We start from the raw sequence: 21,383 nt of genomic DNA, 5'->3' as shown, positions 1-21,383 counted from the left end.
CGCCGTGCGGACCGAGGACTCACACGAGGAGTATCGATGACTGATCCCGACGTGTACGTACACGCCGCAAATTCCCCCGCAGCGGGCGAGCCCCGCATCGACGTGGACCGCGTGACCGACATGCTCATGGGCACCTGGGCGGACGTGCGTCGCCAGGCTCGCGAGTTGGTCAAGGACCCGGCGCTCTGGCGCGACGACAGCCTCGGCATGGCCGCGCACCGGGAGCGTGTGCTCGCCCAGCTGCACGTGCTGGTCGACAACAAGGCCGTGCATCGTGCATTCCCGAAGCGGCTCGGTGGTGGCGATGACCACGGTGGCAACATCGCGGGCTTCGAGGAGCTGGTGCTCGCCGATCCCAGCCTGCAGATCAAATCGGGTGTGCAGTGGGGGTTGTTCGGTGCGGCGATCCTGCACCTCGGCACCGAAGTGCATCACGAGACGTGGCTTCCCGGCGTGATGGACATGTCCATCCCGGGTGCCTTCGCGATGACCGAGATCGGACATGGCTCCGATGTCGCCTCCATCGGCACCACGGCCACGTACGACCCGGAATCGGAGGAGTTCGTCATCAACACGCCGTTCCGTGCGGCGTGGAAGGACTACCTCGGCAACGCCGCGAAGGACGGGATCGCCGCCACGGTGTTCGCGCAGCTGATCACGAACGGCGTCAATCACGGCGTGCACTGCTTCTACGTTCCGATCCGCGACGAGAACGGCCAGCTGCTGCCCGGCGTCTCCAGCGAGGACGACGGACTCAAGGGCGGCCTCAACGGCATCGACAACGGTCGGCTCGCCTTCGACCACGTCCGCGTGCCGCGCACCAATCTGCTGAACAAGTACGGCGATGTGGCGGCCGACGGCACCTACTCCAGCCCGATCGCCAGCCCCGGACGCCGCTTCTTCACGATGCTGGGCACGCTCGTGCAGGGGCGCGTGTCGCTGGACGGCGCCGCATCGTGGGCATCCGCGGTGGGGCTCACCATCGCGATCACCTACGCCACGCAGCGCCGCCAGTTCGATCAGGGCTCGGGAACCGACGAGACCGTGCTGCTGGACTACGGCAAGCACCAGCGTCGCCTGCTGCCGCGCCTCGCCACCACCTACGCGCAGATCTTCGCGCACGACGAGTTCCTGAAGAAGTTCGACGGCGTCTTCAGTGGTCGCGCCGCCAGCGATGACGACCGGCAGGACCTGGAGACGCTGGCCGCTGCACTCAAGCCCCTGTCGACGTGGCACGCGCTGGACACCCTGCAGGAGTGCCGCGAGGCGTGTGGTGGCTCCGGCTTCATGTTCGAGAATCGGTTCACCGGTCTCCGCGCCGACCTCGACATCTACGCCACGTTCGAGGGTGACAACAACATCCTGCTGCAGCTCGTGGGCAAGCGCCTGCTGACCGAGTACGGGCAGCAGGTGGCGGGTAAGGATCCCAAGCAGCTGGCGGCGTTCGCCGTCGGGCAGACCGCGGGCAAGGTGTTCCACGGTGCGGGTCTTCGCCGTCTCGGCCAGGCGGTCGCGGACTTCGGTTCGACGGCCCGCTCGGTGGAGCTGGGGCTCCGCGGGGACGACCAGCATGAGCTCCTCCAGGAGCGCGTGCAGCAGATGGTCGCCGACATCGCGATGCGCATGCGTGGCGGGAAGAAACTGAGCCCGGCGGAGAGCTTCGCGCTGTTCAACGAGAACCAGACGGAGCTCATGGAGGCGGCACGCGCCCACGGCGAGCTGCTGCAGTGGGAGGCGTTCACCGACGCGCTGGCCACGGCACCGGACGACGGCACCCGCGAGGTGCTCACCTGGGTGCGCGACCTGTTCGGACTGGGTCTCATCGAGAAGCACCTCGCCTGGTACATCATCAACGGGCGCCTGTCGACGCAGCGCGCAGCGTCGGTGTCGCGCTACATCGATCGACTCTGCGCGCGGCTGCGTCCGCACGCGCTGGATCTGGTCGGGGCGTTCGCGTACGAGCCCGAGCACCTGCGCGCTCCGATCGCCAGCGGTATCGAGCAGATCCGTCAGGACGAGGCCCGTGCCTACTATGCCGCGCTGCGGGCGTCCGGCGAGGCGCCGATCGATGAGAAGGTGCTGCACAAGCAGCAGAAGCAGGCTACGAAGTCCGCCGCCCGCGCCTGAGTCGCGCCGGAGCTTTTCGTATGCCAGAACCCGGGGGAGCGCGCAAGGGGGGTGGTGCGCGGGTGCGCTCGGGTTAGCGTGGCGAGTCGGCCGCATGAGGGTCCGCCCGGACCCGGATGAGGAGGCTCACATGAGTATCGGTTTCGGCATCTTCCTGTTCGTCGTCGGCGCTGTGCTGGCGTTCGCGCTGAACATCCAGGTCGACTGGATCGATCTGGACCTGGTCGGCTACCTGCTGATGGGGGCGGGAGTGGTGATCACGATCATCGGCATCGCCCTGCTGCTGCGTCGCCGCACGACGCGAACGGTCGCCAATACGACCGTCGATCCCGCGTCGGGCTCGCAGACCACCCGCCGCGAGACCTCCGCCCCCGACTCCCCCGACGTGGTCTGAGAACCTTTGTGTCCTGACCCATCCCATGACCCGCGAGACTTCGGTCTGTGGGTGAGAATCACCGAAACGCGTGGATTGTCGCCCACAGACGGAAGTCTCGCGGACTTGGTTTACGCGAGCGGAACCGGGGTGCCGGCGGAGGCGGCGGAGGTGCGGGCGGCGTCGACGATCTCCAGCGTGCGGATGCCGACGGCGGCATCCGGCTGCGGTGTCCGATCCGTGCGCACGGCGTCGAGGAACTCCGCCAGCATCAGCGCGTCGAGATCCGCGCCGACCGGAGTCCACGTCTCGCCCGTGGCATCGTGACCGGCGACACCACGACGGAACGGGCTCACGGTCAGCGTGCCCAGCTCCAGCACGACCTGCAGCGTCAGACCACCCCAGGTGGGTGAGCTCATCGGCCAGCTCCAGGAGCAGTCGATGCTGGCGATCACGCCGCTCGGATACTGCACCGTGACGATTCCGCCCGTCTCGACTTCCAAGTCACGATCTGCGTGCAGGATGCGGTTGGAGACCGCACGGACGGTGGCGGCCCGCTCGCCCAATAGTTCGTCGATGAGGTCGGCGCAGTGCACCACGTGATCCACGAGCGCGCCGCCCCCGGCGAGCTCCGGATCCGTGAACCAGGCCCGATCCTGCGGCAGCTTGCCGTTGTTGACGCCGGTGATGCTGATCACGCGGCCCAGGCGACCACTGCGGATCTGCGCCAGCGCATCGCGGAACTCCGGAGCGAAGCGCACGGGGTAGGCGACCATCAGCAGCACGCCGGCGGCAGCACACGCGTCGCGCATCGCCTCGGCATCGGCCACCGTGGTGGCCAGCGGCTTCTCACACAGCACATGAGCACCCGCCTCCGCGGCGCGCAGCACCAGGTCGCGGTGTCGGGCATTCTCGGACGCCACCACGACCGCGTCCGGACCCCAGGCAAAGGCCTCGTCATAGCTGTCGACATAGGTCACGCCCAGCTGAGCGGCCAGATTCGCACCGCGGGGAGCGTCGTCGGGGGCGGTGGCACCGTCGGGGTCCGTGGCGATCAGCTCGATGTCGGGATCCTGCTGCAAGGCGTGCACGTAGCTCAGCGCATGCGTGTGGGCGAACGAGAGGACGGCGACCTTGAGGCGGCGGGTCATGCGGAGACCTCCGAGATGGTGACGGGCTGACCGGAGCGGATCGAGGCCATCGCGGCCTCGGCGAGGGCGACGGCCGCGATGCCGTCGGCGGGCGACACCCGCGCCTCGCCACCGGATCGGATCGCGTCGACGAACCCTGCGATCTCGCTGTAGTAGGGGCTCTCCTGCGCCGACATCGGCGGCATGTAGCCCGCATCATCCACGATGGCGACGTCCGCCACGAGGGTGGCGTCATCGCGACTCGCGAAGCTCAGCCGACCCTGTTCGCCGGCAACCTCGATCGAGGTGCGGAAGGGCATGCCTGGGCTCAGCCAGGTGGCCTGCAGATGGGACAGGACGCCGTTCGCGTGCGTCAGCGTGACGTGGGCGGTGACCGGAACCGGCACCTGGCCGTTCACGCTCGCCGGGTGCTGCACGGCGTACACCTCGGTGACATCTCCCGCGAGCCACACGGCCTGATCGAGGTCGTGGATCATGAGGTCACGCACGACCCCGCCACCCTTCGCCTCATCGAAGAACCAGCGCGTCGACGGCGCCTGCCCCATGCGGGTGAAGCGCTGCGTGGCGACGCGACCGATGCGCCCGGCGCGCACCTGCTCGCGCAGCGCGTGGTACTCGGCGAAGTACCGCACCACGTGCGCCGGGAACAGGCGCACTCCGGCGCGCTCCGCGGCATCCGCGACCTCCCGCGCCTCTTCCGTGGTGGCAGCCAGCGGCTTCTCGCAGATCACGTGCAGACCCGCCTCGATCGCGCGCAGGGCGATCTCACGATGGGTGCCGGACGGGGTGACGATGTCGACGATGTCCGCCTCGGCGAGCACGTCGTCGAGGGTGGCGACAGCCGTGAAGCCGTACGCGTCGGCGAGCTCCTGCGCACCGACAACGGAATGGACGAGCACGCGCGCACCGAGCGCGCGCCAGGCGTCGGCGTGGACGGCAGAGATGCCGCCGGCGCCGATGAGACCGACCGTGAGGTCGGGGAGGGGATGCGACATGGGGATCCTTCTGGTGTACGAGGTGAGATCAGCGATCAACGACGGCGAGAGCCGGGTCCTCGAGGGGAGCGATGGGAGGTGGAGGGAGGTCGGGGAGGCCCGTGACGTCCTCGGCGCAGCGGATGAAGGCGAACACCAGAGCCCCGTGCGCTGCCGCTTCGCCGCCGAGGCGGGCGGCGACGATCGGGAGGTCGACGGGGATGCGGATGCGACGCGTCACGGCGGCGCGCAGCGGTGCCAGCAGCGCCTCGCGGGCCAGAGACATGCCGCCGCCGATCACCACCACCGCCGGGTCGATGGTCATCGCGAGGGTGGCGATGCCGCGGGCCAGCTCGTCGATGAAGCTGGTGAGCTCGGCACGCGCCTCGGCGTGGCCGGACTCTGCGAGTGCGAACACCTCCTCGCCGCTGTCGGCCGTGCGCCAGGCGATCTGCCCGGTGTCCTCATCGATGCCGCGGAACGCGAGACGGCCGATGTCGCCGGCCGCATTGTGCGGGCCGCGACGCGGACGTCCGTCCAGGATGATGCCGGCCGCGATGCGCGCGCCCACCGAGAGGTAGAGCACATCGTCCACGAGCCGTGCGGCACCGAGGTGGTGCTCGGCCACCGCCGCCAGGCGCACGCCGTTGTCCAGCACCACGGGGCAGCCGAGCCGGTCGCGCAGCAGCCGCGCGACATCGACACCGGGCCAGGCGGTGAGGATCACCGAGGCCACCACACGCCCCGCGTCGTCGACGATGCCGGGAAGGGCCACCCCGACCGCCCGTAGGCCGCCGTGTGGCGTCTGTACGGCAGCCACCGCCGCGTCGATGGCGGCGACCACGGCATCGAGCTGCGTGGCGGCGTCATCGTCGGGATCCAGTCCCGGCGCTCGCTCGTGCGCGACCACAACGCCCGCGAGATCAGAGAGCACCACGCGCACGCTGTGCACGCCCACATCGACACCCGCGACCAGCCCCGCGTTCGCGGAGAAGCCGTAGTGGCGGGCGGGACGGCCAGCCCCACGACCGGGGAGTGGTTGCGCGTCGGCGACGAGTCCCGCGTCCTGCAGCTGGGCCAGCGCGTTCTCCACCGAGGTGCGCGAGATCTCCAGCGTGCGCGCGAGGTCGGTTGCCGTGGTCGGCCCCCCGTCGCGCAGACGTAGCGCGGTACGGGCGACGATCGTCTGCTCGGCCACGGTCGGCATCGGCGCTCCTTTGCATCGTTTCCGGAAAATTACCACACGAGTGTGATTAGACGACTCTTCGATGACAGCAGTCGAAACCACGTCGGTCAAGAGTTTCAAGAAAGGTCTTGACGAAATATCACATCGCATTGTCATAATAGTCCCGTCCCCCTCAGCACCGGGGCGTGAGCAAAGGAGCACCATGCGCGTGAAGAAGTTGATCGCAGCCACGGCGGGACTCGCCGCCGTGGGACTGCTGGCCGGTTGCGGCGCAAATGCCGGATCGGGGGGCGACGCCACAGCAGGCGGTGACCAGACGGTCACGGTGTGGCTGTACCCGGTCATCGCCGACGAGGCCAAGCACAAGGCGTTCTGGGATGAGACCGTCGCCGCATTCGAGAAGGAGCACTCGAACATCACGGTGAAGTACGAGATCTTCCCGTGGGCGAACCGCGATGAGGGACTGCAGACGGCCATCGCCGCGGGCAAGGGTCCCGACCTCGTCTACCTCATCCCCGACCAGCTCGCCGCGTACCAGAAGTCGATCGAGCCGATCGGTCCGTACCTGAGCGACGAGCAGAAGTCCGACATCCTGCCCAACGTCACCGAGTCCGTCACCATCGACGGCAACATGATGGGCGCGCCCATCCTCACCAGCGTCAACCCGCTGATCTGCAACGCGGCGGCCTTCAAGGAAGCCGGCGTGACGGACTACCCCTCCACGTGGGACGACGTGCTGGCCATGGCTCCGAAGTTCACGGAGAAGGGCATGTACGCCATCAACTACCCGGCAGCTCCGGAGAACACGCTGAACATGTCGTTCTATCCGCTGCTGTGGCAGGCCGGCGGCAGTGTCTTCAACAAGGACGGCTCCGCGGTGGAGTTCGACGGCAAGCCCGGCCAGGAGGCGCTGGAGTTCATCTCCACGTTGGCGCAGGAGAAGGCCATCGAGCCCGATGCGCTGAGCACCAACCTGCCGCTGGAGCAGACCGCTCTGGCCAAGGGCAAGGTGGGCTGCTCCTGGACGAACGTCCCGAGCGAGGTCGAGTCCTTCTGGGGCGCGGAGAACATCGTCGTGCTGCCGCCGCTGAAGAAGGACGAGGCCGTGGCCTACGGCACCGTCGGATCCCTCGCGCTGCTGAAGGGCTCGAAGGCCAAGGAAGCGGCCGGCGAGTTCGCCGACTTCGCCACCAGCGGTGACATCGTCAAGCCGTACCTCACCGAGGCCGGATTCTTCTCCGCCGTGAAGTCCACCGGTGCGCTCTACGCCGACGACCCGGTGATGTCGAAGATGGAGGAGAACGTGCCCACCGCCACCGTGGGTGAGCTGTTCACCAGCTCGCGCGCCGTGATGGGCGTGCTCGCCCCGGAGATCCAGGGCGCTCTGCTGGGGCAGAAGTCCGCGAAGGACGCCCTCGACGCCGCCGCTTCGGCCGCCGGCCCGCTGCTGACGCAGTGACCCATCGGGAGCGCGTCGGCTGATCCGGCGCGCTCCCGATCCCGATTCCACCTCTCAGGGAGTCCGTCATGTCGATGAAGACCACTGAACCGCCGCGGATCGACGCCGAGCCCGCGGGCGCGGCACGAGCCGCACTCTCACCGGGAGCGCGCATGACGCGTCTGCTCTCGCGGCGCGAAGCGCGCGTCGCCTTCCTGTTCGTGCTGCCGGCCTTCCTGCTCTTCATCGCGTTCCGATTCGGGCCGTCGATCGTGGGTGTGGGCCTCAGCTTCTTCCACTACGACATCTCGGGGGAGCTGGACTGGAAGGGCATCGCCAACTTCCAGCGCATGGTCGCCGATCCGCTGTTCTGGCGGGCCCTCTCGGTGACGCTGCTGTTCGCGGTGTTCTCGGTTCCGATCGCGCTGGCGCTGTCCACCGTGATGGCGCTGGGTGTGCGTCGGGCCTTCCGCGGCTCGCGCTTCTTCCGCTCGATCTTCTTCCTGCCCGTCATCACCTCGCTGGTGCTGGCTGGAGCGGTGTTCAAGTGGATCTTCTCCGCCGACGGGCCGTGGTCGCAGCTGATGGCCCCGCTGGGTCTCGGCGGATCCTGGCTCGGCAGCCCGGTACTGGTGATCCCGGCGCTGATCATCGTGGGCGTCTGGTCGCGATTCGGCTACGGGATGATGATCCTCATCGCCGCCATGCAGGACGTGCCACGCGAGCTCGAGGAGGCGGCTCTGATGGACGGTGCCAACGCCTGGCAGCGCTTCCGTTTCATCCTCCTGCCGCACCTGAAGCCGACGTTCTTCTTCCTCGCCGTCATCGAGACGACGGCGGCGTTCCAGGTCTTCGACGTGATCTATGTGATGACCGGCGGCGGCCCGGCCAACGCCAGCTACTCCCTCGTCTACATGCTGTACGACCAGGGCTTCAAGTACTTCAACTACGGATACGCGGCCGCGATCGGCGTCGCGCTGTTCATCATGACCCTGGCCGTCGCGCTCATCCAGCGCCTGGTGATCGGAAAGCAGAAATGAGCGCCACCACCGCACCGCGTCGTCAGCGTTCCTACCGCGCTCTCGAGCCGACCGGCTGGGGGATCGTCGGTCGCTGGGTCTGGCTGAGCATCGCCGCCGTTTTCAGCTTCTTCCCGTTCTACGCGATGGTCGTGCTGAGCCTGAAGCCGGGCATGGCCGTGGAGCTTCCCGGCTCGCTCCTGCCCTGGGGGAACATCTCGTTCTCGTCGTACGAGCAGGTGCTCAGCGGGCAGAATCTCCTGGTCTGGCTCGGGAACACCCTGATCTACTCGGTGGTCTCCGTCGTGATCGTGCTGTTCCTGTCGGCGATGGCCGGCTACGCCTTCGCGAAGAAGCGGTTCGCGGGCAAGGAGGTGATGTTCTGGTCCTTCCTCTCCATGGTCATGGTCCCGTTCCACGTCACGCTCATCCCGACGTTCATCTTCATGGCGTGGCTGGGCGGCGTGGACACGTACTGGGGCCTCATCCTGCCCTCGCTGGCCAACGCGCAGGCGGTGTTCCTGATGCGCCAGTTCATCCAGGGACTGCCGGACGAGCTGTTCGAGGCGGCGCGCATCGACGGCGCGGGGGAATTCCGCATCTTCCTGCGGATCGTGCTGCCGCTGTGCAAGCCCGTGCTGGCCACCCTCGGCATCTTCGTCTTCCTGTGGCACTGGAACGATTTCCTGTGGCCGCTCATCGTCGGCAAGTCCAGCGACATGTGGACCCTGACCGTGGGCATCTCGTCCCTGCAGCAGCAGAGCGTGCCGCTGAGCGTGATGCTCGCCGGCTCCGTCGTGGCGCTGCTGCCCATCTTCCTCGCCTACCTCGTCGCGCAGCGCTACGTCCAAGAGGGCGTCGCGAGTGCGGGCATCAAGGGCTGATCGAAAGGAATGTCGTGACCGACTTCACCTTCACCTCCGAGGCCGACCTCGAGTCGGCGCTGGCCGAGCCGAGTGCGGCTCTCATCGAGGACATGCGGGCCGGATCCGGGGATCTCGCGATCCTCGGTGCGGGCGGCAAGATGGGACCCACGCTGGCGATGCTGGCGCGCAACGCGATGAACGCGGCGGGTCGCACCGACGACCGCGTCTACGCCGTGTCGCGCTTCGGAGACGCCGCCCTGCGTGAACGCCTGGAGAGCGCCGGCGTGACCGTCGTGCCGTTCGACCTGGTCGAGGCCGATGACCTTTCCGCGCTCCCGGACGCCGCGGAGGTGGTGTTCATGATCGGCGCGAAGTTCGGCGCCGCCACCAGCCCGTCGTGGGCGTGGGAGGTCAATGCCGCCCTGCCCGATCGCGTGGCCCGCCGCTACCGTGACAGCCGGATCTCCGTGCTCTCTACCGGAAACGTGTATCCGTTCCTGCCGGCCTCCTCCGGGGGTGCCAGCGAAGACGTGACGCCCGCACCGATCGGCGAGTACGCGCAGTCCTGCCTCGGACGGGAGCGCGTGTTCGAGTTCGGTGCGCAGGAGCGTGGCACCGCCGTCTCGATCATCCGCCTCAACTACGCCGTCGACCTCCGCTACGGCGTGGTGGCCGACATCGCCGCCGCCGTGCTGGCGGGTGAGCCGGTCTCCGTCGCCACCGCCAACGTCAACGTGGTGTGGCAGGGCTACGCCAACGAGGTCGTGCTGCGGAGCCTGCGTCACGCGAGTTCCGACGTGTTCACGGTGAACCTCACCGGTCCCGAGACGCTGAGCGTCGCGGCCATCGCGCGTCGGATCGGCGCGCTCGCGGGGCGCGACGTGACGCTCGTCGACGAGCCGCAGGCCACCGCTCTGCTCAGTGACTCCAGCCGGTGCATGGCGCTGTTCGGCTACCCGACGGTGTCCGCCGACACCCTCGTTCGGTGGCAGACCGCGTGGCTCGAGGCCGGACTTCCCACCATCGCCAAGCCCACCAAGTGGGCCGTTCGCGACGGGAAGTTCTGATGCACGCTCTTCGTCCCGAGGCCGCCGCGACCCTCGCACGTGGTGCGGTCATCCCCGCCCACCCGCTGGCACTCACGGCCGAGCGCACCCTCGATGAGCGGCGCCAGCGCGCGCTCACGCGGTACTACCTCGACGCCGGTGCCGGAGGTGTGGCGGTCGGCGTGCACACCACGCAGTTCGAGATCCGCGACCCCGAGCACGGACTGTTCGAGCCGGTGCTGCGGCTGGCCATCGAGGAGGCCGAGGCGCACGCGGATGCGTCGGTCATCCGCATCGCCGGCGTCTCGGGCGACACCGCGCAGGCGGTGGCCGAGGCGGAATTGGCGCACGAGTTGGGGTACGACGCGGTGCTCGTGAGTCCGCGCGTTCCCGGCGCGACGCCCGCCGAGCTCCTCGACCGGGCCCGCGCGATCGGCGAGGTGATGCCGCTGGTGGGCTTCTACCTGCAGAGCGCGATCGGCGGTCCCACGCTGGACCGCGCGTTCTGGCGTGAGTTCGCCTCGATCGATGCCGTGGTGGCTGTGAAGGCGGCGCCGTTCGACCGCTACCGCACGCTGGAGCTGGTACGGGGCGTGGCCGAGTCGGGTCGCTCCAGTGAGATCGCCCTGTACACCGGCAACGATGATGCGATCCTCGCCGACCTGCTCGCCACGTACACGGTCGATTCGCCGACCGGGACGCGGACGCTGCGTTTCGTGGGAGGCCTGCTCGGGCAGTGGGCGGTCGGCACGCACGCCGCCGTTCGGATGCTCGATCAGGTGCACCGTGCGATGGCCGGAGACGACGCGCTGCTGCGGATGCTGACGGCGCGCGCCGCCGATCTCGTTGACGTGAACCAGGCAGTGTTCGATCCGGGGCACGACTTCCACGGCGTCATCGCCGGCGTCCACGAGGTGCTTCGGCAGCAGGGTCTGCTGGAGGGCACGTGGTGCCTGGATCCCGCAGAGTCGCTGTCGCCGGGGCAGTCGGAGGAGATCGCTCGCACGAGGCTCGCCTATCCGGATCTCGCCGACGATGCCTTCGTCGCCGAGCATCTGGAAAGGTGGTTGGCATGAGCGCACCCCGGATCATCGTCGCCGTTCCGACCCCTCTGGTGGGAGAGTTCTTCAGCGCAGAGAGCTGGTCGAGGTTGGAAGCCGCGGCCGTCGCCCTCGCGGTGGCGGACGGCGCGGATCCGGCGGGTGCGCTGGTGCGTGTAGACGCGCTGGCCGAGGTCGCCGACCCTTCTCAGACGCAGGTGTACATCCCGGCATGGGGCGCCGCCGCCGTCGATGCCGCAACCCTCGCGCGCATGCCGCGCCTACGGCTGCTGGCGCACAGTGGCGCGAGTGTGCACTTCCTCGTGACGGATGCGCTGTGGGATGCGGGCATCCGCGTCTCGCAGACCGGAGCAGCGATGGCACGGCCCGTGGCGGAGGTATCGCTGACGTTCACGCTGTCGCTGCTGCATCGGGTGCACCGGCTCGACCACGCGATGCACGCGGGCGCCGGATGGGAGGCGGCCGTGGAGCCGGGGGCGCAGCACGAAATCGGTGGCTGTCCGATCACCGTCGTCGGCGCCTCGCGCACCGGACGTTCGTATCTGTCGCTGCTGCGGGCTCTCGGTGCCGAGCCACTGCTGGTGGACCCGACGATCGATGCGACAGAGGCAGCGGCGCTGGGCGCGCGTCTCGTGGATCTGGACGAGGGGATGAGTGCGGCGCGCATCGTGGCCCTGCATGCTCCTTCGCTCCCGCAGACGCACCACATGATCGGCGTTCGCGAGCTCGGCCTGATGCGGGACGGTGCGGGGCTTGTGAACACGGCGCGGTCCTGGTTGGTGGACGAGGACGCGCTGCTGGCGGAGCTGCGCACCGGTCGTATCGATGCGGCGATCGACGTTTTCGATCAGGAGCCGCTGCCGGTGGATCACCCGTTCCGCTCGCTCGACAACGTGCTGCTCACTCCGCACCGCGCGGCGGGAACGGTGGAGGGTCGCCTGCACCAGGGGCGCATCGTGGCCGATGAGGTCGAGGCGTATCTCGCCGGTCGGCCGCTGCAGCACGCCGTCACGCGTGAGCAGATCGCCACGATGGCCTGATTCGAGATGAGCGTTCGCATCGGATTCCTCGGTGTCGCCCACGCGCATCCGGCGATCGACGCGGCCAACCTGCGGGCGCTGGGTGCGGAGCTGGTCGGGATTGCGGACGACGATGACCCCGTGCGCCGGCGGGAGTTCGCGACACGCTTCGGGGTGCCGGAACTGACGATTGCGGAGCTCGTTTCGCTCGCTCCGGATGCCGTCATCGTGACCACGCGCACGGCGCTCGTGCCTGCGCTGCTTCCCGCCGTGATCGGCTCGGTTCCGACGGTTTTCGTCAACAAGGTGGTGGCAGCGACCTCCGATCATGTCGCGGCGTTGGACTCTCTGGGCGGGGAGTTCGGAACGGCCACACCGCTCGCCTTCGCCCCCGCGGTGCGGGCGCTGGCGGCGGAGATCCGTGGTCGGCGGATCCTCGGTGTCCGCGTCCTCGCCCACCACGACGCCGCGCCCTTCCGATCCCCCGGCCGCGAGTGGCAGGATGACCCCGCCGACGGCGGCGGAACCCTGCTGTCGGTGGGTTCGCACGCCTGGCAGCTGGTCGATGCCGTTCTGCCCGAGGCGTCGCTCTTGGCGATCGACGGCGAGCTGTCGTGGATGGATCCGCGGACGTCGAAGGACCTGGTGCAGGCCACCGCGCGCGTACGCCACGACGGATCCGAGGTTCCGGTTCAGCTCACCGTCTCGGGTCTTCCGGGTGATGATCGCTACGAGCTCGACGTGTTCACGGACGCGGGGATCCACAGCGCCGTGCTCACCGACGGGGCACAGTTCGGCTTCGCGGAACTGGCGGCTGCGGTGGCGGACGCGGCACTGACCGGCACGACGCCGTATCCGTGGTCCCTGTCCCGTGCGGCCGCTGCCAACGCTGTCACTGCCGCCCGGCTGCTGCGCAGCACCGTCTCTGAAGAAGGACTCCATGACTGACCTGACCTTCCGCAACGCCGCGCTCGCCGATGAGCCGGAGCTGTTCGCGCTGTGGGCGGCCGCATTCACCCCGCCGCTGGCCCCTGACCAGTGGCTGCTCGACGCCGACCGCCATGCGCACACGCAGGTGGCGGTGCTCGGGGGCCAGGTGGTCGGATCGGTGTACGGGATGCCGAAGACGCTGCACGAGGACGACCGGATCGCGTCCGTGCACGCGATCGGCAGCGTCGCGGTGGCACCGGCGGCGCGAGGCCGCGGTGCTGCGGCTCGCATGGTCGAACGCTCGCTGGACGATGCTCGTGCTGCAGGTCGGGAGTGGGCGCTGCTCTTTACGGACACCCCCGGCGTGTATCGCTCCAGCGGGTTCAGGCAGCTGCCGATGCGTCGGGTCCGTAGCGGTGCGTGGTCTGCGATCGACGGTGTGGCAGACGTGAACTCGGTGGCGACCGACGAGGAGGGTCTGCGTGCGGTCGATGCCATCTATCGGGCTTCGCGCACCGGTCGTGTGTCTCTGGCACCGAGCCGCGGCGACCTCGACTTCCGCGCCGCAGCGTTCCGCCTCAGCGGCACAACCCTGCATCGCACGGAGGGCGCCTACGCCATCGAACACGTCGAGGACGGCGTCGGCGTGATCGACGAGCTGGCCTGCGCTCCCGATCACAGTGCGGATGAGGTGCTGTCCGCTGTCGCGGGTTCTTGGGCTGCGGCGGGGGTGACCTCGTGCAGCATCGCGATCCCGGCGCTGCCGGAGCTCGACGACGCGATCGCCCGCTTCGCCCACGCGGCGATCGACGAAGCCGACACCACGGCGATGGTGCGCGCGCTGACCCGCGAGCCCCGCCTCACCCACCCGCGGCACTTCGGCGCCGCCGACTACTTCTGACGCGGTTACTCTCGGTCGGGATCGTCGAGCGGGATGCGGGCGGCGCCCTCGACGATGTGGTGCGCGATCACCTCGCGCAGGTGCGTGGCATCCCCGGAGGCGAGCGCGTCCACGATGACCCGGTGACTCTGCGTGTGTGCGTGCTGCTGGTCGGCGCTCAGCTCGGACGTGGTGGCGAGGAGGAACGACGCGATGCGCCCCTGCAACCTCGTGGACATGTCCGAAAGAAGACGGTGCTCGGCCAGCTCCGACAGCGTCTCGTGGAAGGCGCGGTCCTGACGGAAGATCTCGGCCGTATCGCCCGGCTCCGCGGCATCCATCGCGTCGAGGATCGTCTCGAGCCGGTTCCGTGCATCGTCGTTCCAGCGCTCCTGTGCGCGTTCGGCGACGAACTGCTCCAGCACGATGCGCAGCGAGGTGATCTCATCCAGATCGGCGCGCGTCATGCGGGCCACCCGCGCACCGCGGCGCGGCTCCCGCTCGACCAGTCGCTCTTCCGCGAGCCGTGCCAGCGCCTCGCGGACGGGGATGTGGCTGACGCCCAGGCGAGCCGCGAGCTTGCGTTCGACCAGTCGTTCGCCGGGTTTGAGCTCGCCCGCGTAGATGGCGTCGCGAAGTTCCTCGGTCACCTGTTTGGCGACGTTCTGGTCTGACACCGTCTGCATCGTTCCCCTGTTCTGCGCTCGCGTCCCGCACGGTCGCGCTCTCCATGGTGCACTGCCCCAGCGGAAAGTTGTGACACTGGACACGTGGCTGGTTTTGCTACATGCTATAGCGAACAGGCTCCCCCGCACAGCACTTCCGGGGAGTCACCCGAAAACCCGAGAGGCGAGGAACCTGCAATGCAACGAGGACGTCTTCTGCTGGCCGGCGCGCTGGTCGCCGCCCTGCTCACCATCGCGGGTTGCTCCGCGGGCACTTCCGACAACGGCGCGGGACAGGGCGGCGAGCCCGCCACCGGCGGCACACTCACTGTCGCAGCCGCGCAGGGAATTCCGCAGCTGAATCCGGCCATTCGCACCTTCGCCTGGGAAGAGGTGCTGTTCCCGCTGCTCTGGAACGGCCTCACCAAGACCGATGAGTCCGGCGCCGTCGTCGGTGACCTCGCCGAGAAATGGGAGGCGTCGGACGATCAGAAGACCTGGACCTTCACCCTCCGCGACGGCGTGACCTTCTCCGACGGCACCCCCTTCACCGCCGAGTCCGCCAAGGCCGCCCTCGACTACTACGTGGATCCCGACACCGCCACGCAGGAGAAGAACAAGATCGCGATGATCTCCGACGTGACCGCCACGGACGAGACCACCCTCACGGTGACGCTGTCCGAGCCGGTGGCCACCTTCCCCGCCGCGCTGGTGTGGGTGAAGATGATCGATGCGTCGAAGGTCGACTCGATCGACAAGGACCCCGTCGGCACAGGACCGTACGTGGTCTCCAAGTTCACCCCCGACGACAGCGTCACGCTTGTGCCGAACGAGAAGTACTTTGGCGACAAGCCCGCGCTGGACGAGATCACCATCGTCAAGGCCGCCGAGTCGACCGCGGCCGTCACGGGTCTGCGCTCGGGCGACATCGATGTGCTCTGGTCGGTGCCGCAGGGCGATGTGGCACAGCTCGAATCGGGTGGTGACATGGTGATGGTGCGCCCGAAGAGCCCCAGCCAGTGGCCGTCCTGGGAGATGGACACCACCTCCGCACCCTTCAACGATGTGCGGGCTCGTCAGGCGCTCGCCTATGCGACCGACCGGCAGGCCATCCTCGACGCCGCCTACTCCGGCCAGGGCGTGGTCTCGCCCACCAACAGCGCCCTCAACGCCGAGAACTCCTGGTTCGGCGGCGACCTCATCGACTACAGCTACGACCTCGACAAGGCGAAGGAGCTGTTCGCCGAGGCCGGTGTGAAGGAGGGCGACACCCTCACGTGGTGGGGCGTGGCCGGTCAGTACCCGGAGTGGAACACCAGCGGCGAGATCCTGCAGGCGAGCCTGAAGGAGATCGGCATCACGCTGAAGATCGACAACAACGACATCGGAACCTGGGTGGACAAGTTCTACCCGGCGGGCAAGAGCTACCCCGCTACGATCGTGCCGAACTTCCAGTCCACGCCCACCGAGCCCGCGTACTCGCTGAACTTCTACCTGCCCGGCCGCTGCGAGTGCAACTGGACCGACGACGACTTCACCGCCGCGTTCTCCGCCGCCATGGCAGAGCCGGATGAGAAGGCCCGTACTGAGAAGTGGGGCACCGTGCAGGAGATCATCAACCAGCAGGTGCCGCTGATCGTGCCGCTGCAGTCCACCGTGGTCACCGCCACGGGTGACAAGGTCACCGGCGTCTGGGTCGAGGGTGGTGGCCAGCTCCACCTCGAGGGCGCGGCGCTCAAGTGATCGCACAGACCGCACGGCGGGTGGCGATCAGCATCGCGATGCTGATCGCCACCTCGCTGATCATCTTCATCGTCCTGAGACTGCTGCCCGGAGACCCCGTCATCACGCGCCTGGGCTCCACTCCGGGCGTGGACGCCGCCATGATCGAGCGCCTCCGCCAGGAGGCAGGACTCGACGCTCCCGTGATCCAGCAGTACCTCACCTGGATCGGCGGGCTGGTCCGCGGCGACTTCGGGCAGAGCTACTTCAACCAGTTCTCCGTCACCGAGCTGATCGGCCAGCGCCTGCCGGCCACGCTGGAGCTGACCTTCCTCGGCATCCTGCTGGCCGTGATCATCGCGCTGCCGCTCGGCGTGCTGGCGTCGCTGCGTCCGCTGGGCGTGGTGGATCGCATCGTCACCGCCTTCTCCACCGTGGGAATGGCCCTGCCGCAGTTCCTCATCGGCATCGCGCTGATCATCGTGTTCGCCGTGCAGACGAAGGTGCTGCCGGCGCGCGGCTACACGCCGTTCGAGGAGGACCCGGGCGAGAACCTGGTGCGCATGGTGCTGCCGGCGCTCACCCTCGCCATCGCGGCGTCGCCGCTGCTGATCCGCTACCTGCGGGCCTCGATGATCGAGGTGCTGGACTCGTCGTACATCCGCACCGCGACCGGCAAGGGCCAGTCGCGGTGGGGCGTGGTGATCGGGCACGGGCTGCGTAACGCCCTCATCCCCAGCCTCACCATGCTGGGTCTCATCGTGGGCTACACCCTGGGCGGCGTGGTCATCGTGGAGTACGTGTTCGGCATCCCGGGCCTCGGCTCGCTCGCGATCGACGCGGTCTTCAAGCGCGACTATGCCGTGCTGCAGTCCGTCGTGCTCCTCATCTCCGCGATGTTCATCCTCACCACCCTGATCGTGGACCTGCTCTACGGCGTCCTCGATCCCCGCCTCCGGACGAAGGGGCGTCATGGCTGACACACTCACCCTCGCGACGAAGCAGGCTCCGGCCGCGCGTCGTCGCCGACTTTCCGTGCCGACGATCCTCGCGATCATCGTGCTGGGACTCATCGTGCTGGCGAGCGTGCTGGCGCCGATCGTGGCTCCTTACGACCCCTCCGCGCAGTCGCCGGACCGTCTCGTGGGTCCCAGCGGCGCACACCTGCTCGGCACCGACGAGCTGGGACGCGATCTGCTCAGCCGCATCCTGTTCGGCGGTCAGCTCACCATCTTCATCGCGCTGGGTGCCACGGTGCTGGCGATGCTGCTCGGTCTCATCTGGGGAATGGCGGCGGCCTTCCTCGGCGGCTGGCTGGATGAGCTGCTGATGCGCCTCGCCGACACGGTCATGGCCATCCCGCAGATCCTCTTCGCGCTGGTCTTCGTCTCCGCTTTCGGCGCCGATCCCGTCAAGCTCGCCGTCATCGTGGGGATCCTCCTCACCCCGACGACCGCGCGGCTGGTGCGCTCCTCGGTGCTCAGCGAGTTGAAGGAGGACTACTTCACCGCGGCGGTCGCCTTCGGCGCTTCGCGACCGCGACTCGTGCTCACCGAGGTGCTGCCGAACGTGCGCGGATCGATCGTGGTGCAGGCGGCCATCAACGCGGCCAACGCGATCCTGCTGGAGGCCTCGCTCAGCTTCGTGGGCCTCGGCATCGCGCCGCCGGAAGCCACCTGGGGCACGCTCGTGCAGCAGGGCTACCAGAAGATGTACCAGTCGATCGGGTACGTGATCTTCCCCGCCCTGTTCATCTTCATCACCATCTGGCTGCTCAACGTGCTGGCCGACCAACTCGGCGGCGGCGAGAAGAAGGGGGTGCGCTGATGAGCGTGGAACCCGTGTTGGACATCCGCGGACTCACCGTCTCCTACGGCTCCGCGACCCCCGTGAAGGGCATCGACCTGCAGGTCGCGCCGGGGGAGAAGCTGGGCCTCGTCGGCGAATCCGGGTCGGGCAAGTCGCTGACCGCCCTGTCGGTGATGCGCCTCAACCCGGGTTCGCGACTGGGCGGCGAGATCCGCTTCCAGGGGCGCAACCTGCTGGCCCTCAGCGAAAGGGAGATGGCGAAGCTGCGCGGCGGCGAGATCGCGATGGTCTACCAGGACCCGATGAGCTCGCTCAACCCGGTGCTGACCATCGGAGCACAGCTGATCGAGGCCGTGCGCCTGCACGATCGGGTCTCGCGACAGGCCGCGCACGCGCGCGCCGTGGAGCTGCTCACCGACGTCGGGGTGCCGTATCCCGAAGAGCGCATGGCGCAGTATCCGCACGAGTTCTCGGGCGGCATGCGCCAGCGCGTGATGATCGCCATGGCGATGTCGTCCCGACCGAAGCTGCTGATCGCGGATGAGCCGACCACGGCGCTCGACGTCACGACGCAGTCGCGCATCATCGATCTGCTGGATCGGATGGCGGCGGAGTACGGCACGGCGGTGGTGCTCATCACGCACGACCTCGGTATCGCCGCCGGATTCTGCGAGCGGATCCAGGTGCTCCGTCATGGGCGCACCGTGGAGATCGGTGCTGTCGACGATGTGTACGCCCGACCGAAGGACCCGTACACGCAGGCGCTCATGGGTGCAGTCGTCGATCTCACCATCGACGTGGATCGGCCGATTCCCACGGCGGTGGAGGTGCTGGAGCGCGGGACCGATGCGATCGTCGCCGAGTCGCTGCCGCCACGCGAACCCGGCGACGTGCTGCTGTCGGTCCGCGACGTCACGAAGCGGTTCCGGCTCGGATCGGGCCGCGTGGTCACGGCGGTGGACGGCGTCAGCTTCGATGTGCGCCGCGGGGAGACCTTCGGGCTCGTGGGCGAATCCGGATCCGGCAAGTCCACCGTCTCGAAGGCGGTGCTCGCGCTGAACCCGATCGACGGCGGCGCCGTGGAGTTCGACGGCGTCGACCCGCATCGCATCGGCGGCGGGGAGCTGCGACAGCTCCGCCGGCGCATGCAGATGGTGTTCCAGGATCCGTTCTCCGCGCTCAATCGTCGGCAGACGGTGAGCCAGCTGATCTCGGCGCCGTTGAAGGCGCACGGGATCGGAACGACGGCGTCGCGCGCCGAGAAGGTGCGCGAGATGCTGCAGCTGGTGGGCCTCGGCGACGAGTTCGCCGAGCGCTATCCGCGCGAGATGTCGGGCGGGCAGTGCCAGCGCGTGTCGATCGCACGATCCCTCGCGCTGGAGCCGGACTTCATGGTGCTGGACGAGTCGGTCTCCGCGCTGGACGTCTCGATCCAGGCGCAGGTGCTGAACCTGCTGCGGGCGCTGCAGCGCGAGCTCGGACTGACCTACCTCTTCATCAGTCACGACCTCGCGGTGATCCGCTACATGTCGAGCACGGTCGCGGTGATGCAGCAGGGCAGAATCGTGGAGATGGGCTCGCGCGACGACCTGTTCGCCGACCCGCAGCACGAGTACACCCGGTCGCTGATGGCGGCGATTCCCGTGGCTGATCCGGCGCAGGAACGCGAGCGTCGTCGTCTGGCCGCGGAGCTCGACGAGCGGACCGGTGCCTCCACCACGACGCTGCTGACGAAGGGACGGGCATGACCGGTCTGAACGAGCGGATCCCGGTGCCCGCTGCCGATCTGGAGGCGGGCGTCGCGCGTCGGGTGATCGACCCGCCGGTCGGCATCCGAGCACGCAACTGGGGCCCGGCGGACTGGAACGCATCGGAAGGGCAGCATCGGCACATGACGCTGACCGCCATCGCGTTCCGTTCGTCGGGTGACGAGCCCGTCGTGTTGATCACCGCGGATGCCACCTGGTGGCGCCGGGTGGCGGATGAGATCGGCGTGCGCTCCGCCGTGCTCGCCACCACCGGTCTGCCGGCCGAGCGTCTGATCATCTCCCTCAGCCACACGCATGCCGGCCCGGTGCTGTGTGCCGCGGACGCGCATCTCGAGGGCGGGGAGTTGATCCCGGACTACCTGGAGCACTTCGCCGTTCAGGCCTCCGATGCCGCTCGCGAGGCCATCGGTGCACTCGCGACGGCGCGACTGGAGTGGACGGTCGGACGGTGCTCGCTCGCCGGCAACCGCGAGCTCACCCTGGACGGCCGCGCCCTCGTGGCGTTCGCGCCGGAGGAGACCGCGGACGACACCGTCCTCGTGGGCCGCCTCACGCGGGACGGGGCTGCCCTCGCCACGATCGTCAACTACGCCTGCCACCCGACCACGCTCAGCTGGCAGAACCGACTGATCTCGCCGGACTACGTCGGTGCGATGCGCGATCTGGTCGAAGACGCCACCGGCGCGCCGGTGGCATTCCTGCAGGGGGCGTCGGGGGAGCTGGCTCCGCGCGAGCAGTACACCGGCGATCTCGCGGTGGCGGATCGTCACGGCAGCTCCCTTGGTCACGCGGTGCTGGCGGCGCTCGCGTCGCTTCCGGTGCCGGGGAGCGCGCTGCAGCTCACCGGCGTCGTTGAATCCGGCGCACCGCTCGGCATGTGGCAGGCGACTCCGGTGGCGGTAGACTCCACGGTCGCGGTAGCGAACGCCGCGGTCGAGCTGGATCTGGTCGACCTTCCGTCGCTGGACCAACTGGCCGAGCAGTGGGCCGACATCGACGCCCGCAGCCGCGAGGAGCGGCTACTGCGGGCGCGCAATCTGCGGGAGGGTTACATCGACGGGCCCACCGTGCAGCACCCGGTCTGGGTGTGGCGGCTCGGCGGGGCCGTGCTGGTCGCGCACCCCGGCGAGGCGTATTCGTACCTGCAGACCGCCCTGCGCGCGCGCTTCCCCGACCACGCCGTCGTTGTCGCCAACCTCAGCAACGGCCCGGGCTTCGTCTACCTCCCGAGTGACGACGCTTATGAGCGCGGCGCCTATCAGGCCTGGCAGACCCCGCTCGCGGCGGGTTCGCTGGCGCGGTTGGAAGCCCACGCCGCCGATCTCGTCACCTCGCTCATCTGAGCATC

The 21,383-nt window shown here is 68.7% G+C and carries 19 protein-coding genes; 15 read left to right on the top strand and 4 right to left on the bottom strand.

Translation table 11 applies throughout. The features are described from left to right. Positions 1 to 36: 36 nt before the first annotated feature. Complete coding sequence (locus ABTV68_RS19195) at positions 37 to 2,127, top strand: acyl-CoA dehydrogenase family protein (protein WP_433675271.1); 2,091 nt, start codon at positions 37 to 39, stop codon at positions 2,125 to 2,127. A gap of 130 nt (positions 2,128 to 2,257) precedes the next feature. Next, complete coding sequence (locus ABTV68_RS19190) at positions 2,258 to 2,521, top strand: DUF6458 family protein (protein ID WP_433675270.1); 264 nt, start codon at positions 2,258 to 2,260, stop codon at positions 2,519 to 2,521. A gap of 110 nt (positions 2,522 to 2,631) precedes the next feature. On the opposite strand, the gene ABTV68_RS19185 is transcribed toward ABTV68_RS19190, so the two are convergent. The 3 genes from ABTV68_RS19185 to ABTV68_RS19175 are packed head-to-tail and all read right to left on the bottom strand — an operon-like array spanning position 2,632 to position 5,832. Further along, the gene (locus ABTV68_RS19185; protein ID WP_433675269.1) at positions 2,632 to 3,651 is read right to left on the bottom strand and encodes a Gfo/Idh/MocA family protein; all 1,020 of its coding nucleotides are present in this window, start codon (positions 3,649 to 3,651) and stop codon (positions 2,632 to 2,634) included. After that, positions 3,648 to 4,646: a Gfo/Idh/MocA family protein gene (locus tag ABTV68_RS19180; RefSeq protein ID WP_433675268.1), complete on the bottom strand. Its 999-nt coding sequence runs from the start codon at positions 4,644 to 4,646 to the stop codon at positions 3,648 to 3,650. Before ABTV68_RS19180 ends, ABTV68_RS19185 begins: the two co-directional genes overlap by 4 nt. Before the next feature lie 28 nt (positions 4,647 to 4,674). Then, positions 4,675 to 5,832 carry an ROK family protein gene (locus ABTV68_RS19175; RefSeq protein WP_433675267.1) on the bottom strand — a complete coding sequence of 386 codons (1,158 nt, stop codon included), beginning with the start codon at positions 5,830 to 5,832 and terminating at the stop codon, positions 4,675 to 4,677. Positions 5,833 to 6,013: 181 nt separating this feature from the next. Here ABTV68_RS19175 and ABTV68_RS19170 point away from each other — a divergent pair, with 181 nt between their 5' ends. The 8 genes from ABTV68_RS19170 (at position 6,014) to ABTV68_RS19135 (ending at position 14,091) form a co-directional block, all read left to right on the top strand. Then, positions 6,014 to 7,270 carry an ABC transporter substrate-binding protein gene (locus ABTV68_RS19170; protein WP_433675266.1) on the top strand — a complete coding sequence of 419 codons (1,257 nt, stop codon included), beginning with the start codon at positions 6,014 to 6,016 and terminating at the stop codon, positions 7,268 to 7,270. Positions 7,271 to 7,338: 68 nt separating this feature from the next. Continuing rightward, positions 7,339 to 8,289, top strand: a complete 951-nt coding sequence (locus ABTV68_RS19165) for a carbohydrate ABC transporter permease (RefSeq protein WP_433675265.1) — start codon at positions 7,339 to 7,341, stop codon at positions 8,287 to 8,289. Then, positions 8,286 to 9,152 (top strand): carbohydrate ABC transporter permease, encoded by an 867-nt coding sequence (locus ABTV68_RS19160; RefSeq protein ID WP_433675264.1) that lies wholly within the window; start codon positions 8,286 to 8,288, stop codon positions 9,150 to 9,152. The genes ABTV68_RS19165 and ABTV68_RS19160 overlap by 4 nt, the downstream gene beginning before the upstream one ends. Positions 9,153 to 9,166: 14 nt before the next feature. Beyond that, complete coding sequence (locus ABTV68_RS19155) at positions 9,167 to 10,201, top strand: NAD-dependent epimerase/dehydratase family protein (protein WP_433675263.1); 1,035 nt, start codon at positions 9,167 to 9,169, stop codon at positions 10,199 to 10,201. Continuing rightward, a complete protein-coding gene (locus tag ABTV68_RS19150; protein ID WP_433675262.1) occupies positions 10,201 to 11,256 on the top strand; it encodes a dihydrodipicolinate synthase family protein in 1,056 nt (351 codons plus the stop codon). The genes ABTV68_RS19155 and ABTV68_RS19150 overlap by 1 nt, the downstream gene beginning before the upstream one ends. Continuing rightward, entirely contained in the window at positions 11,253 to 12,281 is a 1,029-nt protein-coding gene (locus tag ABTV68_RS19145; protein ID WP_433675261.1) for a hydroxyacid dehydrogenase, read from the top strand. The genes ABTV68_RS19150 and ABTV68_RS19145 overlap by 4 nt, the downstream gene beginning before the upstream one ends. Before the next feature lie 6 nt (positions 12,282 to 12,287). Then, positions 12,288 to 13,208 (top strand): hypothetical protein, encoded by a 921-nt coding sequence (locus tag ABTV68_RS19140; RefSeq protein ID WP_433675260.1) that lies wholly within the window; start codon positions 12,288 to 12,290, stop codon positions 13,206 to 13,208. After that, positions 13,201 to 14,091 carry a GNAT family N-acetyltransferase gene (locus ABTV68_RS19135; protein WP_433675259.1) on the top strand — a complete coding sequence of 297 codons (891 nt, stop codon included), beginning with the start codon at positions 13,201 to 13,203 and terminating at the stop codon, positions 14,089 to 14,091. Before ABTV68_RS19140 ends, ABTV68_RS19135 begins: the two co-directional genes overlap by 8 nt. 5 nt (positions 14,092 to 14,096) lie before the next feature. Here ABTV68_RS19135 and ABTV68_RS19130 read toward each other — a convergent pair whose 3' ends face one another. Continuing rightward, on the bottom strand, positions 14,097 to 14,756 hold the full coding sequence (locus ABTV68_RS19130) for a GntR family transcriptional regulator (protein WP_433675258.1): 660 nt from the start codon (positions 14,754 to 14,756) through the stop codon (positions 14,097 to 14,099). Positions 14,757 to 14,933: 177 nt separating this feature from the next. Here ABTV68_RS19130 and ABTV68_RS19125 point away from each other — a divergent pair, with 177 nt between their 5' ends. Genes ABTV68_RS19125 through ABTV68_RS19105 form a run of 5 tightly spaced genes read left to right on the top strand, consistent with a single transcriptional unit; the run spans position 14,934 to position 21,378 of the window. Next, the gene (locus ABTV68_RS19125) at positions 14,934 to 16,478 is read left to right on the top strand and encodes an ABC transporter substrate-binding protein (protein WP_433675257.1); all 1,545 of its coding nucleotides are present in this window, start codon (positions 14,934 to 14,936) and stop codon (positions 16,476 to 16,478) included. Continuing rightward, positions 16,475 to 17,437, top strand: a complete 963-nt coding sequence (locus tag ABTV68_RS19120; protein WP_433675256.1) for an ABC transporter permease — start codon at positions 16,475 to 16,477, stop codon at positions 17,435 to 17,437. The genes ABTV68_RS19125 and ABTV68_RS19120 overlap by 4 nt, the downstream gene beginning before the upstream one ends. Further along, on the top strand, positions 17,430 to 18,284 hold the full coding sequence (locus ABTV68_RS19115; protein ID WP_433675255.1) for an ABC transporter permease: 855 nt from the start codon (positions 17,430 to 17,432) through the stop codon (positions 18,282 to 18,284). The genes ABTV68_RS19120 and ABTV68_RS19115 overlap by 8 nt, the downstream gene beginning before the upstream one ends. Beyond that, positions 18,284 to 20,014 carry an ABC transporter ATP-binding protein gene (locus ABTV68_RS19110; protein WP_433675254.1) on the top strand — a complete coding sequence of 577 codons (1,731 nt, stop codon included), beginning with the start codon at positions 18,284 to 18,286 and terminating at the stop codon, positions 20,012 to 20,014. The genes ABTV68_RS19115 and ABTV68_RS19110 overlap by 1 nt, the downstream gene beginning before the upstream one ends. After that, positions 20,011 to 21,378 carry a hypothetical protein gene (locus ABTV68_RS19105; RefSeq protein WP_433675253.1) on the top strand — a complete coding sequence of 456 codons (1,368 nt, stop codon included), beginning with the start codon at positions 20,011 to 20,013 and terminating at the stop codon, positions 21,376 to 21,378. The genes ABTV68_RS19110 and ABTV68_RS19105 overlap by 4 nt, the downstream gene beginning before the upstream one ends. Positions 21,379 to 21,383 lie beyond the last annotated feature (5 nt).

It is taken from the genome of Microbacterium gorillae (genome assembly GCF_050990725.1).
In the GTDB taxonomy this organism is placed as follows: Bacteria; Actinomycetota; Actinomycetes; order Actinomycetales; family Microbacteriaceae; genus Microbacterium; species Microbacterium gorillae_A.
The sequence above is the reverse complement of the archived record's forward strand: the minus strand, read 5'-3'. Positions and strand labels throughout refer to the sequence as shown.

Coding starts and splice junctions, on each gene's coding strand:
- ABTV68_RS19195 (WP_433675271.1), top strand. CDS start 37: ATGACTGATCCCGACGTGTACGTACACGCCGCAAATTCCCCCGCAGCG.
- ABTV68_RS19190 (WP_433675270.1), top strand. CDS start 2,258: ATGAGTATCGGTTTCGGCATCTTCCTGTTCGTCGTCGGCGCTGTGCTG.
- ABTV68_RS19185 (WP_433675269.1), bottom strand. CDS start 3,651: ATGACCCGCCGCCTCAAGGTCGCCGTCCTCTCGTTCGCCCACACGCAT.
- ABTV68_RS19180 (WP_433675268.1), bottom strand. CDS start 4,646: ATGTCGCATCCCCTCCCCGACCTCACGGTCGGTCTCATCGGCGCCGGC.
- ABTV68_RS19175 (WP_433675267.1), bottom strand. CDS start 5,832: ATGCCGACCGTGGCCGAGCAGACGATCGTCGCCCGTACCGCGCTACGT.
- ABTV68_RS19170 (WP_433675266.1), top strand. CDS start 6,014: ATGCGCGTGAAGAAGTTGATCGCAGCCACGGCGGGACTCGCCGCCGTG.
- ABTV68_RS19165 (WP_433675265.1), top strand. CDS start 7,339: ATGTCGATGAAGACCACTGAACCGCCGCGGATCGACGCCGAGCCCGCG.
- ABTV68_RS19160 (WP_433675264.1), top strand. CDS start 8,286: ATGAGCGCCACCACCGCACCGCGTCGTCAGCGTTCCTACCGCGCTCTC.
- ABTV68_RS19150 (WP_433675262.1), top strand. CDS start 10,201: ATGCACGCTCTTCGTCCCGAGGCCGCCGCGACCCTCGCACGTGGTGCG.
- ABTV68_RS19145 (WP_433675261.1), top strand. CDS start 11,253: ATGAGCGCACCCCGGATCATCGTCGCCGTTCCGACCCCTCTGGTGGGA.
- ABTV68_RS19140 (WP_433675260.1), top strand. CDS start 12,288: ATGAGCGTTCGCATCGGATTCCTCGGTGTCGCCCACGCGCATCCGGCG.
- ABTV68_RS19135 (WP_433675259.1), top strand. CDS start 13,201: ATGACTGACCTGACCTTCCGCAACGCCGCGCTCGCCGATGAGCCGGAG.
- ABTV68_RS19130 (WP_433675258.1), bottom strand. CDS start 14,756: ATGCAGACGGTGTCAGACCAGAACGTCGCCAAACAGGTGACCGAGGAA.
- ABTV68_RS19125 (WP_433675257.1), top strand. CDS start 14,934: ATGCAACGAGGACGTCTTCTGCTGGCCGGCGCGCTGGTCGCCGCCCTG.
- ABTV68_RS19115 (WP_433675255.1), top strand. CDS start 17,430: ATGGCTGACACACTCACCCTCGCGACGAAGCAGGCTCCGGCCGCGCGT.
- ABTV68_RS19110 (WP_433675254.1), top strand. CDS start 18,284: ATGAGCGTGGAACCCGTGTTGGACATCCGCGGACTCACCGTCTCCTAC.
- ABTV68_RS19105 (WP_433675253.1), top strand. CDS start 20,011: ATGACCGGTCTGAACGAGCGGATCCCGGTGCCCGCTGCCGATCTGGAG.